Raw genomic sequence first — 13,037 nt, forward strand, 5'->3', positions numbered from 1 at the left:
CTTCCCGCCGCCGCGGGGGGCCAGCGCGAGCCGGGCGGTCGCGGGGTCGGCGGTCTCGGGGCCGGTGAGCGGGGTCCGGACGGTGATCTCCACCATGTCGCGGTCGCGCCGCACGGCGACCGTCCGCGCCTCCTGGGAGAGCCGCTTGCGCATCCCCTTGGTGATCTCGAACAGGTCGTCCGGCAGTCCGAGGCGGGGGTCCTCGAAGCCCTGGTAGGCGAGGTAGGTGCGGCCGTCCTTGAGCGCGATCAGGTAGGGGCGCTCGGCGACGCCGTCCCGGATCGCCTCGCACAGCAGGTCGACCTCGCCGAGCTGCGCCAGCCGGAGCCGGGCGCGGCGGACGATGGGCAGCGTGTAGAGGACCTCGTCGGTCACGTACCGCTCGACGAGGCTCCCGACGCGGGCGGCGACGTCCTCCTGCGTCGCGCGGTCGAGTTCGAGGAACCCCTCCCGCGTCGGCATCGTCAGCTCCCAGCGAGTGTGCCGCCTGAGGATCGCGTCGCGCTTCGGGCCGGGTTCGATCAGGTCGGCGACGACGCCGAACAGGCTCTCCGCGCATTCGAGCCGGGTGTGGACCTGGACGGCGCCCTGCGTGATGTTGCCGCCGTCGTCGCGCAGCACCGCGTAGTAGCAGGTGTAGTCGGCGAGGACGGAGATCCGCCGGGCGCGCACGCACGCCTCGAGGGTGAACGGCTGGTCGCTGCCGATGCGCATGTGCTCGTGGAACCGCAGCTTGTGCCGCTCCACCAGCTCGCGGCTGAACAGCTTGCAGTTCGACAGCACCCACGGCAGCACCGAGTCGTACAGGTCGATCTCGGGGCGGTTCTCGGCGAACAGCTCGGGCCGCCGGACGGCCCGCCCGTTGACGCCCTCCATCTTCCCGACGAGGACGTCGGAGCCCCACTCGTCGGCCGCGGCGACCATGCGCTCCAGCGCCTCGGGGCCCAGGTAGTCGTCGGCGCCGACGAAGTAGACGTAGCGGCCGGTCGCGTGGTCCAGCGCGCGGTTGCTGGGGGCGGCCGGGCCGCCGGAGTTCGGCTGGCGCAGCACCCTGATGACGTCGGGGTACTGCGCGGCGAACCGGTCCAGCTCGGCGCCGCTGCCGTCGGTGGAGCCGTCGTCGACCGCGACGACCTCCATGCGGTCCGGGCCGATGCTCTGCCCGACCAGCGAGTTCAGGCAGTCGGTCAGGTACGGCATCGTGTTGTAGACCGCGACCACGACGGTGACGTCGGGCACCCGGGCACTCCCGTCAGAAGGCACCGAGGGCCTCCTCGGGGAGGAGCGTCACCGTCTCGCCGAGGCGGGCGGACTTCAGGACGGCGGCCGACACCTGGACCGTCCGCAGGCCCTGCCGCAGCGTGACGACGTCGCCCGGGGCGGCCCCGCCGGGGCCCGCGAGGACCGCGTCGCGGAAGCGCTCGTGCTCGACCAGCAGCGGCTCGCGCTTGGGGATCGCATATCGGATCATGTCGCCCTCGGAGACGCCGCGGAACGCGCGCAGCGCCTCCCACTCGGTGTTCACCTCGCCGTTGGCGTAGAACGTGAGGTCGGCGGTGAGCGTGTCGGCGATGAAGCAGCCGCGCTCGCCGGTGACGACGGTGGTGCGCTCCTTCAGCGGGCTCAGCCAGTTCACCAGGTGGTTGACCATGGAGCCGTCGGCCAGGCGCCCGACGGCGGCGACCATGTCCTCGTGCGGGCGGCCGCTGCGCGCCACGGTGTGCGCGGAGACCGACACGTAGTCCTGGCCGGTCACCCACCCGGTCAGGTCGATGTCGTGGGTCGCGAGGTCCTTGACGACGCCGACGTCGGCGATCCGGTGCGGGAACGGGCCCTGGCGGCGCGTGACGACCTGGAACACCTCGCCCAGCTCGCCCGCCTCCAGCCGGGTCCGCATGCTCTGCAGCGCCGGGTTGTAGCGCTCGATGTGGCCGACCCCGGCCACGAGCCCGCGCGACTCGAACGCCTCCACGAGCCGTTCGGCGGCCTCCACCGAGTCGGCGAGCGGCTTCTCGATCAGCGCGCCGACGCCGCCCTCGGCGAGCGCGAGCCCGATCTCCTCGTGCAGCGCCGTCGGGCACGCGACCACCGCGTAGTCGACGCCGGCGTCCAGCAGGTCCTGGAGGGAGGCCATCATCGGCACCCCGTGCGGGGCGCCGTCGGGCCGCCCGGCCGGGTCGACGATGCCGACGAGGTCGACGCCGTCCAGCCCGGACAGGACCCGGGCGTGGTTGCGTCCCATCACGCCGAGCCCGATCAGGCCCGCGCGCAGCGGCGCGGTCACGACGCGGCCCCGGCGGCGTTGACCGCGTCGGCCACGCGCGCCAGCTCGTCGTCGGCGAGGGACGGGTGCACCGGCAGCGACAGCACCTCGGCCGCCGCGCGCTCGGTCTCGGGCAGGTCCCAGCGGGGGTCCGGGGCGCCGTCCTTCAGGAACGGCGTGAGCCGGTGGACGGGCGTCGGGTAGTAGACGGCACTGCCGACCTTCCGCTCGTCGAGGCGCCGCTGGAAGGCGTCCCGGTCGCCGGAGACCCGCACGGTGTACTGGTGGTAGACGTGCCGCACGCCCGGCGCGACCGGCGGCACCGCGGCGCCGGTGATCTTCGCGTCCAGGAACCGGGCGTTGGCGATGCGGCGCTCGGTCCAGCCGGGCAGCCGCCCCAGCTGCACGCGGCCGATGGCCGCGGCGACGTCGGTGAGCCGCACGTTGGCGCCGACGATCTCGTTGGCGTAGCGCTGCTCCATGCCCTGGTTGCGCAGCAGCCGCAGCGTCCGGGCGGTCTCCGCGTCGGCGGTGGTGATCATGCCGCCCTCGAGGGCGTGCATGTTCTTGGTCGGGTAGAAGCTGAAGCAGCCGATCGTGCCCAGCGCGCCCACCGGGGTGCCGCCGTGGGCGGCCCCGTGCGCCTGGCAGGCGTCCTCGACGACGGCGAGGCCGTGCCGCTCCGCGATCGCGCCGACGCGGTCCATCGCCGCCGGGTGCCCGTACAGGTGCACCGGCATGATGGCGGCGGTGCGGGGGCCGACCGCCGCGGCGACGGCGTCCGGGTCGACGCAGAACGAGCCGGGCTCGATGTCGACGAAGACGGGCTCGGCGCCGACGAGGCGGACGACGTTGGCCGTGGCCGCGAACGTGAACGAGGGAACGATCACCTCGTCGCCGGGGCCGATGCCGAGCGCCATCATGCTCAGGTGCAGCGCCGAGGTCCCGGAGTTGACGGCGACGCAGTGGCGGCCCGCCACGAGCGCGGAGAACTCCTCCTCGAACGCGGCGACCTCGGGGCCCTGCACGACCCGCCCGCTGCGGAGCACGCGGACGGCCGCCTCGATCTCCGCCTCCCCGATCACGGGACTCGCCGCGGGGACGGGCCTTTCCGATTCCACGGGCATGCACAGGCTCCTTAGGGCGAGACGATGAGCAAGGGCTTCCTCGCGGGGGACAGATCGCGACCGGACAAAGATGCGCACTCTCGGCGGAAGCCTCGTCTGACGGACGGATTCTAGCCAAGTCAGACAGTGGCGAGGACGTTTGCCGATCTCTCCCCCTCAGAGACCTCCCATGAAGACGCCCGTCCAAAACCGCTGCCGGTCCGGCTCGGCTCCGAACAGGTAGGTGGCCTTCAGCTTGGGCGGCAGCATCGGCGCCAGCCGGGCGGCGGCCTCCGCGTGCTCGCGAAGCTGCGACAGCTCGGCGTTGGCGAAGACGCGGTGCACGATGTCGGTCGCGTCGGAGCCCTCGTCCCCGGCCGCGCGGAGCCGCTCCGCCCAGACGTCCAGGTCGGCGGCGAGTTCGCGCAGGCCGGTCACCTGCCGGCGGGCCAGCCGCGCCTCAAGCGCGGTGAGCGACACGGGCGCGTAGTCGCCGTCGCCCAGGTACATCTTGCCGATGTCCAGGGGCAGGCCGGTGCCGTGCAGGCGGATCAGGCGCTCCAGGGTGCGCTTGGTCATCCACTGGCGCCCCTCGTCGTCGATGTCGTTCTTCCACCACTCAAGGACGGTTTCGGCCACCGCGCCGTAACGGGAAATAAGCCATTCGTTCGCCGGAATGTCATCTGGCTCGATTTCCAGTGAGACCGTGAAGCGGGACGCCTGCGCGATGGTGTTGCGGGACACGAGCAGCTTGCGGCCCAGGTAGTACGGGGGATTCTGCAAGGCGATCTGGGCGCGGAGACCCTTGATGCGCCGCCCGGCCAGGGACCACTCCTGCGTGACCTCCATGAGGCGGGCGAAAGTGGCCTTGTCCTTAGGACGGTTGTACTCGTCCCAGACGATGGCCTTGTCACCGGGTTCCAGGAACGGGCCCGACAAAAGGTTGTCGAGCGTCCCGTCCAGGGTCGGGACGGGCGCGCACAAGTCCTCCACGTTGGTGACGGGCAGCGAGAAGTAGAGCGGGTCCGTGCCGAGTTCGTCCCGGACCACCTCCTTCACCACCTCCGTCTTGCCGCAACCGGGAGGGCCCTGCACGAGCACGGCCCAGCGCCGCTCGATCGCCGCGCGGACGACGCGGCGGACGGCGTCCGGGACGTGCGCCGGGTCCGGGACGTCGGCCCCGGCGCGGCGCAGCTCGGCGGCGACGCGGCCGAGGATCTCGGGGGCCTGGTCGGCTCCCCGCTTCGTGTCCGAGGTGACGAGCCGCAGGCGGCGTCCGTCCACGAGGGGCAGGCCCCAGGCGAGCGGCAGCCCGGCGAGCGCGCAGTCGAGGACGTGCTCCAGCGTGCGCGGCGACAGCAGCCGGCGCAGCTCGGCGGGCAGCGACGCCCACACCCGGAACACGCCGGTGAGGTCGACGCCGCGGAACCTGCGCGACAGCGCGGCCCGCCACGCGGTGTCGGCGGCGGTGACCCGCAGCGTCGCCATCCGGTCGAGGACGGCCGGGTCCGTGCGGAGCGCGGCGGTCTCGGTGAGCGTCTCGTTGTCGGTCAGGAACACCCCGACGCAGCCGAGCTCGCGCAGGTCGTGCTCGCCGAGCGTCCAGTTGCAGGCGATCTGCATGAGCTGCGACTGGATCGTCGCGCCCGCCTGGAGCGAGTCGTCGATGAGCAGCACGAACGGCTTCCCCGGTTTGAGCTGGCTCATGATGAGCTGCCGCAGCACGAGCTCCCCGTCCTGCCGGACGGGCGCGTTGACGAGCAGGTCGTCGGGGGTGAGGTTCGCGGCCGGGACGTACACGAGCGCGGTGTCCTCGCGGCGCCGGACGTGGTGGAAGAACGTGGAGGTCTTGCCGATGCCGTGCTCGCCGAAGACCTGACCGGTGATACCGAGGTCGATCATCGTGTCGATGAAGCGGGCCAGCCGCGGCCCGTCCGGCATGCTCATGCGACCAAGTACAGCGGTCCGAACCGCCCGGTTCAGCCGATTTAATGGCGCGCATGCGCGACGACGATGTGCGGACCTGCCTGCGCGTCCTGGCGGAACTGGCGGACGCGCCGGACGGCGACCCCGACGTGGCGCGGGTGCGGGCGGCGGCGGGCGCGTTCGTGCGGCGGACCCGGGAGCGCGAGCGGGCGGAGGCCCGGCGGCGGCGCGCGGCGGCCGACGCGCTGATGCTGGCCGCGACCGCCACCGGCGCGGCGGGACGCGTCGAGGGCGCGCCCGCCGAACCGCCCCGCGAGGCCGTCCCGTCCGGGACGGTGACGGGCGGGCTGCGCGCCTGCTACGTCTGCAAGGCGCACTTCCGGGAGGCGGACGCGTTCTACCACCGCCTCTGCCCGCCGTGCGCGCGGGAGCACCGGCGGCACCGGAACGCGCGGGCCGACCTGGCGGGACGCCGCGCGATCGTCACGGGCGGGCGGGTCAAGGCCGGGTTCGAGCTCGTGCTGAAGCTGCTGCGGGACGGCGCCGCCGTGACCGCCCTGACCAGGTTCCCCGCCGACGCGCGCCGCCGCTTCGCCGAGGTCGCCGACCGGGACGACTGGCACGACCGCCTCACGGTCGTCGGCATGGACCTGCGGGACCTCCCGTCCCTCGTGCGGTGGTGCGACGCGCTCGTCGAGACCGGCGAGCCGCTCGACATCCTGGTGAACCTCGCGGCGCAGACGCTGCGGCATCCGCCGGAGTCGTACGCCGAGCTGCTGGCGGGCGAGGAGCTCGCGGCGCTCCCCGCCCCCGCCGCGCCGCCCGTCCCCCTGGCGGCCGGAGCGGTCGACGTCGCGGGCCTGCTCCCCGACCCGTCCCCGGTCAACTCCTGGACCCGTCTGGTGCACGAGGTCGACCCGGTCGAGCTGCTGGAGGTGCAGCTCATCAACGTCACGGCTCCGTTCGTCCTGCTGGGACGGCTGCGTCCCCTCCTGGAGCTCTCGCGGCATCCGCGGCGGTACGTGGTGAACGTCTCGGCCGTCGAGGGGCAGTTCGACCGCGTGTACAAGGGCGCCGAGCACCCGCACACCAACATGGCGAAGGCGGCGCTGAACATGCTGACGCGCACGACCGCGTCCGAGCTGGCCGAGCACGGCGTGCACGTCACCAGCGTCGACCCGGGCTGGTTCACCGACCAGCAGCCGGAGCCCGCGCGGGCGCGCCGGACCGCCGCCGGGTTCCGCCCGCCGCTGGACGTCGTCGACGCCGCAGCCCGGATCTACCACCCGATCGTGCGCGGCGAGCGCGACGGCGACCCGCCGAGCGGCTGCCTGCTGAAGGACTACCAGGTCGTCAACTGGTGACGGCCGGGCCGGAGACGGCGCCGGCGGTCGCGAGCAGCTCGGGCAGCGTGCCGACGAACCCGTCCTCCAGCAGCTTCAGCGCCACCATCCACGCTTCGGGACGGCCGCCGAGATGCCGGTCGACGTGCTCGGCGAGGCGGCGCAGCACCCGCGGGTCGGGCATGCCCTCGACCTCGCCGAGGAGCGGCTCGACCTCCACCGCCGCGAGGACGGCGTCGACGTCCACCGCCGCGAGCACCGCGTCGGCGGTGACGTCCCGGCCCGTCCCGAACAACCGGCCCGCGGCCTCGCCGTAGGCGAGCACGGGGTCCCAGTGGCGGCGCACGCCGGGCTCGCGGAGGCGACGCACGCGCCCGTGGCCGGTCTCGTCGACGAACGGCGGCGCCAGGGTGACGTCCCCGTCCAGCCCGAGCAGCGCCCTGACCTGCGCCGTGCCGCGCATTCCCGGAATCCACAGCGTCTCGGCGACCGCCCGCAGCGCGGCCTCCGGAAGGGTCGCGGTGACGAATTCGGCGGTCAGCGTCCCGGCGGCGAAGCCGTTCCCGACGACCTTGACGATGACGTCGGCGCCCGCCCCGGCCCCGGCAAGGTCGGCGAGGACCTCGGGCGCGGGGTCGGGCAGGAGGGCGGCCAGGTCCGGATGGTCGGCGACGACGATCCGGACCAGGTCGAGCGGGGCATCGGTGCGCCTCGCCACGAACCGGGCCGCGCGCAGGGGGAACGGCCCCTCCGCCGCCCTGCGGCGCGGCTCGTCCGCCAGCACCGCGTCCCAGCCGACGCGCGGGACGCACGGATGGCGGCGGTTCACCACCGTCCGGACGAGCGGCGCGCCGCGCCACGGCTCGCAGCCGTCCACGTCGGCGATCTCGGCGACGGAGCGGAGGAATTCGGGCCGGCGCACCCGCTCCGAGAGCTCCCGCAGCCGCCGCTCCCCCTCCGCGCTCGCCAGCGCCGCCTGCGCGTACGCCAGCACGCTGGGCTCGGAGTCGTCCGGTCCCCAGCGGAACGCGGGCAGCCGACCGTCCTCGACGAGCTGCCGTACCTCGTGCCGCCGGCCGGCGTCGAGCAGCGTCCGGCAGGCCAGGACGGCGCCGTGCGGATCGGCGCCCGCGCCGAGGTACAGCAGCGCGTCCCCGGCCAGATCCGGGTCGGCCGCGCAGAGCAGCGCGTGGTCGAGGGGCTCCTGCCCCCGCGCGGACAGCAGGGTCTGCCGCACCTCGGCGGGCAGCGGCAGCGGCGTCACGCCGTCACGCCGGGAGGTCTGGTGGGCGAGCTGGCGGCGCAGGTTCCGCGGGATGCGCCCGAGCGCGCTCTCGGCGGTCAGCAGGGTCGCGTTGACCTCGGGGTCGTCCAGGTCGAGCAGCCGTCCCAGCAGCTCGGGCGGGTCGCCCGCGAGCACCGCGTGCTGGACGAGCAGGTCCAGGTCGCCGGGCCGGCCGCGGCGCAGCAGCGCCTCGAGGACGACCCGGTTCGGCCTCCCGTAGCTGTGCATCGCGACCTCGACGCGGCTCTTGGGGAGATGGCCGAGCAGCGCGTCCATCTCGCCGGGCGTCGCGAACCGGAGCAGGCCGGCCGTGCAGCGGGCGATGTTCCGGGCGCGGGTCCTGGGGTGGGGGGCCATGAGCCGTCACCGTAGCCGAAAGATCACCCCTGGCGGACCCGGTGGCAGGCCATTCCGCGCCGTTCCGGCCACTCGTCGCCCCCGGAGGTGATCAGCCAGATCCACTTCCCGGGGTCCGCCGGGACGATCGGGTCGGCGTACCCGTCGGTCACCACGATGACGGCGTCGGCGGGCTCGTCCCGTCCCTCCGCGTGCCGCCGGACGGCGTCGAAGTCCGTCCCGCCCCCGCCGCGGAGCGGCTCGCCGGGCCGGAACGGCTTCACCGAGGCGTCGAAGGCGACCCACTCGGCCTCGGCCCCGTCGATCCGGCCGACCAGCTCCCCCAGCCACTCCACCAGGCCGTCCGGCATCGACCCGGACGTGTCCAGCGCGATGACCAGCGACTTCATCCGCTGCGGGCCGCGCCGCGCCAGCATCGGCTCGTGCCCGAGCGCCGCCAGCACCGCGCCGCGCTTCTTCGGATAGACGAGCCGCTCCCCCTCCTCCAGCTTCGAGGCGAGCACGTCCACGAGCCACCGCTGCCACCACTCCACCCGCCGCGTGGCCGAGGTGACGCCCCGGAGCGCGTGCGCCCCGAGGTCGCCCCAGATCTTGTCGACGCCCTCCGAGGCCCCCTCGGTGCGCCGCAGAAGGTCGAGCAGCTCGTCGCGCGCCACCCGGTCGCCCCGCCGCGCCGCGAGGAGCACGCTCCGCAGCACGTCGTCCCCGACCCGTCCGACCGTCTCCTGGTCGAGCGCGTCGACGAGCACGTGGATGCAGACGGCCTGCCCGACGCCCGGCGGGTTCCGCATCCGTCCGAGCTCCCGGTAGACGCTCATGTCGGTCTCGACCCACTCCTCGAACGGAAGCGGCTCGGCGCCCTGCCCCCGCAGGTCCTCGGCGTAGGACCCGTACACGGCGCGCGGCGAGACGCCCACGGGCTCGCCGCCGATCTCGGGCAGCCCGCCGCCGAGCCGCACCATCGCGACATGGTTGATCGTGACCTCGCACGCCAGCGTGAACACCGGGTCGCTCCGCAGGTCGGCGTCCGCGAAGAGGTGCCGCTGGACGAGGTGCCGGGCCTCGTGGAACAGGACGAACCGCACTCCCTCGCTCCCGATCCCCACGAAGAACTCGGGGTTGTAGAGGAGGAGGCAGGACCCGTCCCCGGAGGCGACCACGGCCGCCGTGTCCACCGCCGTGGTGGGCACCTGGTGGTGGCACTTGCTGAACAGCCACGACGCGACGGCGCTGTGCGTCATCCCCAGTTCGAGCAGCGCCCGCTCCTTCAGCAGCCGCGCCGCCTCGACGGCCTCCGCGTCGGCGGGCCGCCACCGCTCCAGCGCCCGCCGGTCGGCCAGTTCGACGACCGGCGCGCGCGGCCGCCCGACCTCTCCGTACCCCACGCCCCCACCTTCCCGGCAACCCGCGCCCAGTTCCACCTGTTTACGGACGGCCGAGGCTCAGGCGGGCAGCCCCGCCGCGTGGCGCATGGCACCCCGCGCACGGGCGGCGGCCGCGGGGTCGTCCAGCAGCTGGATCTCCTGGTTGGCCGCCATCGACAGGCCCATCAGCGTCGTGGCGACCTCCTGCGCGGGACGGTGCGGGCCGGGCAGCGCGGCCTGGGCGGCGGCGACCTCGGCCGCCAGCGCCCGGCGGTTGCCCGCGACGATCTCGCGCAGCCGGTCGCGCAGCGGCCCCGGCCGCCCGTCCAGCTCGGACGTGGCGGCCGTGATGAAGCAGCCTCCGGGGAACGGGCAGTCGGCCAGGTAGCCGACCCACCCGTCGATGAGCCGTCCCAGACGCTCCGGCCCGGGCGGCAGGCCCTCCAGGGGGCCGGTCACCGCCGCGCGGAAGACCTCGCAGGCCTGGTCCAGCGCGGCCAGGAGCAGCCGCTCGCGCGACCCGAACGGACCGACCACGCCCGCCTTGCTCATGCCGAGCCGCTGCGCCAGCGAGCCGACCGTCAGGCCTTCCAGGCCCACCCGCGAGGCGTCCCGCACCGCGGCGCCCACGATCCGCTCGCGCGTCCGGGCCGCTTCGGCCGCCGAGTGACGAGGAGACATGCCGCCAGGATAGCGAACGAACGTACGCTATGGTTTTGGCGAACGATCGTTCGCCAACGATGGGACGCCCCATGACCGACCTGCTCAGCCTCGACGCCACGGCCGTGGCCCTCACGGGTCACGACGTGGCGCTGATCCCCGACGCCGCGATGGGAGCCCCGACCCCCTGCGAGGGATGGACGGTCACCGACCTGCTCCGTCACATGAACGAGCGCCACGAGGCCATCGCGCGGACCGCGCTGCCGCCCCTCGAACCCGCCGGCGACCCCCGCGACGACTTCGCCCTGGTCGCCGCCCGCTGCCTCGCCGTGCTCGAACGGGCCGGCGAGACCGTCACCATGCCCCGGCTGGGCCCCGTGTCCACCGCGTGGGTGCTCGGCATCCACGCGGTCGACATGCTGGTCCACCGCTGGGACCTCGCGCGAGCGCTCCGCACCACGCCCGCCGTCCCGTCCCGGATCACCGAGGCCGCGCTGCCTCTCGCCCGCGCCAACACCGCGCCCGGCAGCCCCCTCAACGGGCCCGGCGGCGCCTACCGCCCGCCGCTCGCCGAGGACCCGTCCCGCCCCGCGATCGACAACATCGCCGCCCTCCTGGGCCGCGACCCGCGCTGGTCTCCCCCGCGCCCGCCCCGCGGGACGGGCGCGGCATAGTGGCGGGATCCCGGCGTGTCTGACGCACCGCGCCATCGCCCGGCTCCGGGAGCTGGCCCCCGACCTCGCCGACCGCGCCCTGCGCACCGCCGCCCGCCGCCACCGGACCAGGACGGCCGCCGCCTGCGCGACGGCCCTCGCCCTGGTGGTCGCGGTACCGGCGACCGCCGTCGCGGTGCGCGGGCACTCCGCGCCCGACACCCTGAACTCTCCCGGGGAACCCGACCCGGGCGACGGCCTGCCGAAGAACACCCCCGCGGAGAAGACCCTCGCGCGCGGCTGCCTGCGCAACGGCCCGCCGACGGGCTCCATGGGCGAGAAGCGTCCCGACAAGGGCAGCGCCTCGGACTTCCGGGTGCTGACGGAGATGCCGGTACCGGGCGGACGGCTCGTGGAGGTCGGGAGCGCGCCTCGGCTACGTGCTCTGGCGCGCCAGGCCCGGCGTCGCCAGGATCCGCGTGGTCTGGGCGGGCGGGCGCGAAGGCGAGGCCGCCCTCGTGAACGGGTTCTTCGTCGCCCAGACGCCCGCCAGGGCGATCCCGGACCGCAAGGCCACCGGGCCGATGTCGCAGGGGGCGATGAGCAGCCCCACGATCCGCGTCGTGAGCGTGACCGGGTACGACCCCGCGGGACGCGCCCTGTACGCCTGGCGGCCCAAGGTGCGCACCGAGCAGGCCGGTTTCGCCCCCGAGGACTGCACCGACGGCCTGACCCGTCCCCGCCCCACTCTCTGCGGCTGAGCCGGACACGGCCCGCGCCCAGCGGGTCAGCCGTCGCCGAGCAGGAGGCTCCCGGCGCGTTCGATGACCTCGCTCCGGGTGCGGGCGCCGTGGTCGGCGGCCAGGAAATGGCTGCCGACCAGGAGGCAGAAGGCGAGCATGCTGCGGGCCTCGACCTCGTCGGGATCCGAGCAGAAGGTGCCGAACAGCTCGCGCAGGTAGTCCATGCGCTGGTTGTCCACGCGGCGGACGCGCTCGGCGACGTCCGGGTCGCGGCGGGCCCAGTCGCGCATGGCGAGGTCGATGTGCAGGAGGTCGCCCGCCCGGGTGAGCATGCCCGCCCGCCGGATCTTCGCGCGGGCGTCGCCGCCCTCCCGGTCGACCCGGTCGCGCAGGTCGTCGACGGACTGCCCCTCCCAGTGGTCGAGCATGGCGGCCAGCAGCGCCTTGCGGTCGGGGAAGTGGCCGTAGAAGCCGCCCTTGGTGACGCCGAGCGCCTGGGCGAGGGCCTCGACCCGGACCGCGTCGGGCCCGCCGGCGGCGAGGGCCTTCAGGCCCTGCTCGATCCAGCTCTCGCGTGGGGTGCGCATGACGGCGGGCATGGCCCATTATCGCCTCCCCCTCCGGAGGACGATTCATACGGTGGCGTATATTTGGTCGCGAGGCGGGCGCGACGGCGCGTCCGCCGACCGAGGAGGTGGCCTGGCGATGAAGCTCCCGGCGAGCGCGCACACCGACCGTCCCTGGCGGATCCACGAGATCGCGCCCGACTTCCGGCTCGAGGACGTGTGGGCCCTGCCCGCCGCCGGCGGCCCGGACGACTTCCCGAAACTGCTGGAGCAGATGACCTCCAGCGAGAACCACCTGCCCGGCGTCGCCGGGGTGCTCTTCGCCATCCGCTGGCACCTCGGGCGGCTGCTCGGCTGGGACAAGGAGGACTCCGGGCTCGACGGGCGGGTGCAATCGCTCCGCGAGCGGCTGCCCGACGACCTGCGCGGCCGCCCGGCGGGCCCCGCCCCCCGGTCGCTGCCGTTCCGGCCGCTCTACCTGACCGAGGACGAGTGGGCGGCCGAGATGGCCAACCGGACGGTGCACGGCGTGATGCACATCAGCTGGGTCCCGGACGGCTCCGGCGGCCACCGCGCCCAGATGGCCGTCCTGGTGAAGCCGAACGGCCTGCTCGGGAAGGCCTACATGGCCGCGATCCTGCCGTTCCGGTACACCCTCGTGTACCCGGCGCTGATGCGGACCATCGGGCGCGCGTGGAAGGCCCGCGAGGCGGCGCCGGCCTGAGCCGGGCATGGTGCGGCCCCGTCCCCTTCTGCCCCCGCGGGGACGGG

The 13,037-nt window shown here is 74.5% G+C and carries 12 protein-coding genes; 4 read left to right on the forward strand and 8 right to left on the reverse strand.

The genetic code is table 11. The features are described from left to right. The 4 genes from AB0K37_RS34780 to AB0K37_RS34795 all read right to left on the reverse strand — a co-directional run. On the reverse strand, window positions 1–1,239 hold a 1,239-nt coding region (locus tag AB0K37_RS34780; RefSeq protein WP_363988353.1), incomplete at its 3' end, for a glycosyltransferase family 2 protein. Window positions 1,240–1,252: 13 nt separating this feature from the next. Next, window positions 1,253–2,284: a Gfo/Idh/MocA family oxidoreductase gene (locus AB0K37_RS34785; RefSeq protein WP_363988355.1), complete on the reverse strand. Its 1,032-nt coding sequence runs from the start codon at window positions 2,282–2,284 to the stop codon at window positions 1,253–1,255. Continuing rightward, window positions 2,281–3,390 (reverse strand): DegT/DnrJ/EryC1/StrS family aminotransferase, encoded by a 1,110-nt coding sequence (locus AB0K37_RS34790; RefSeq protein ID WP_363988358.1) that lies wholly within the window; start codon window positions 3,388–3,390, stop codon window positions 2,281–2,283. Before AB0K37_RS34790 ends, AB0K37_RS34785 begins: the two co-directional genes overlap by 4 nt. Before the next feature lie 156 nt (window positions 3,391–3,546). Further along, window positions 3,547–5,316: an AAA family ATPase gene (locus AB0K37_RS34795; RefSeq protein WP_363988361.1), complete on the reverse strand. Its 1,770-nt coding sequence runs from the start codon at window positions 5,314–5,316 to the stop codon at window positions 3,547–3,549. 53 nt (window positions 5,317–5,369) lie between these two features. Between AB0K37_RS34795 and AB0K37_RS34800 the strand changes: the two genes are divergently transcribed. Then, window positions 5,370–6,659: an SDR family oxidoreductase gene (locus AB0K37_RS34800; protein ID WP_363988364.1), complete on the forward strand. Its 1,290-nt coding sequence runs from the start codon at window positions 5,370–5,372 to the stop codon at window positions 6,657–6,659. On the opposite strand, the gene AB0K37_RS34805 is transcribed toward AB0K37_RS34800, so the two are convergent. Genes AB0K37_RS34805 through AB0K37_RS34815 form a run of 3 tightly spaced genes read right to left on the reverse strand, consistent with a single transcriptional unit; the run spans window position 6,649 to window position 10,325 of the window. Then, window positions 6,649–8,280 carry a hypothetical protein gene (locus tag AB0K37_RS34805; RefSeq protein ID WP_363988367.1) on the reverse strand — a complete coding sequence of 544 codons (1,632 nt, stop codon included), beginning with the start codon at window positions 8,278–8,280 and terminating at the stop codon, window positions 6,649–6,651. The two genes, AB0K37_RS34800 and AB0K37_RS34805, sit on opposite strands and share 11 nt — an antisense overlap. Before the next feature lie 23 nt (window positions 8,281–8,303). After that, window positions 8,304–9,665, reverse strand: coding sequence for a hypothetical protein (locus AB0K37_RS34810; RefSeq protein ID WP_363988369.1), 1,362 nt, complete (start codon window positions 9,663–9,665; stop codon window positions 8,304–8,306). Window positions 9,666–9,722: 57 nt separating this feature from the next. Further along, window positions 9,723–10,325, reverse strand: coding sequence for a TetR/AcrR family transcriptional regulator (locus AB0K37_RS34815; protein WP_363988372.1), 603 nt, complete (start codon window positions 10,323–10,325; stop codon window positions 9,723–9,725). Window positions 10,326–10,396: 71 nt separating this feature from the next. Here AB0K37_RS34815 and AB0K37_RS34820 point away from each other — a divergent pair, with 71 nt between their 5' ends. Then, window positions 10,397–10,978 carry a maleylpyruvate isomerase family mycothiol-dependent enzyme gene (locus AB0K37_RS34820; RefSeq protein ID WP_363988374.1) on the forward strand — a complete coding sequence of 194 codons (582 nt, stop codon included), beginning with the start codon at window positions 10,397–10,399 and terminating at the stop codon, window positions 10,976–10,978. Between the two features lie 419 nt (window positions 10,979–11,397). Continuing rightward, complete coding sequence (locus AB0K37_RS34825; RefSeq protein WP_363988377.1) at window positions 11,398–11,718, forward strand: hypothetical protein; 321 nt, start codon at window positions 11,398–11,400, stop codon at window positions 11,716–11,718. Window positions 11,719–11,744: 26 nt separating this feature from the next. On the opposite strand, the gene AB0K37_RS34830 is transcribed toward AB0K37_RS34825, so the two are convergent. Next, window positions 11,745–12,287, reverse strand: coding sequence for a TetR/AcrR family transcriptional regulator (locus AB0K37_RS34830; protein WP_363988380.1), 543 nt, complete (start codon window positions 12,285–12,287; stop codon window positions 11,745–11,747). Window positions 12,288–12,405: 118 nt separating this feature from the next. On the opposite strand from AB0K37_RS34830, the gene AB0K37_RS34835 reads away from it, so the two are divergent. Beyond that, entirely contained in the window at window positions 12,406–12,990 is a 585-nt protein-coding gene (locus AB0K37_RS34835; RefSeq protein ID WP_363988383.1) for a DUF2867 domain-containing protein, read from the forward strand. The last annotated feature ends 47 nt before the right edge of the window (window positions 12,991–13,037 follow it).

Source organism: Actinomadura sp. NPDC049753 (assembly GCF_040674655.1).
Lineage (GTDB): Bacteria > Actinomycetota > Actinomycetes > Streptosporangiales > Streptosporangiaceae > Spirillospora > Spirillospora verrucosospora.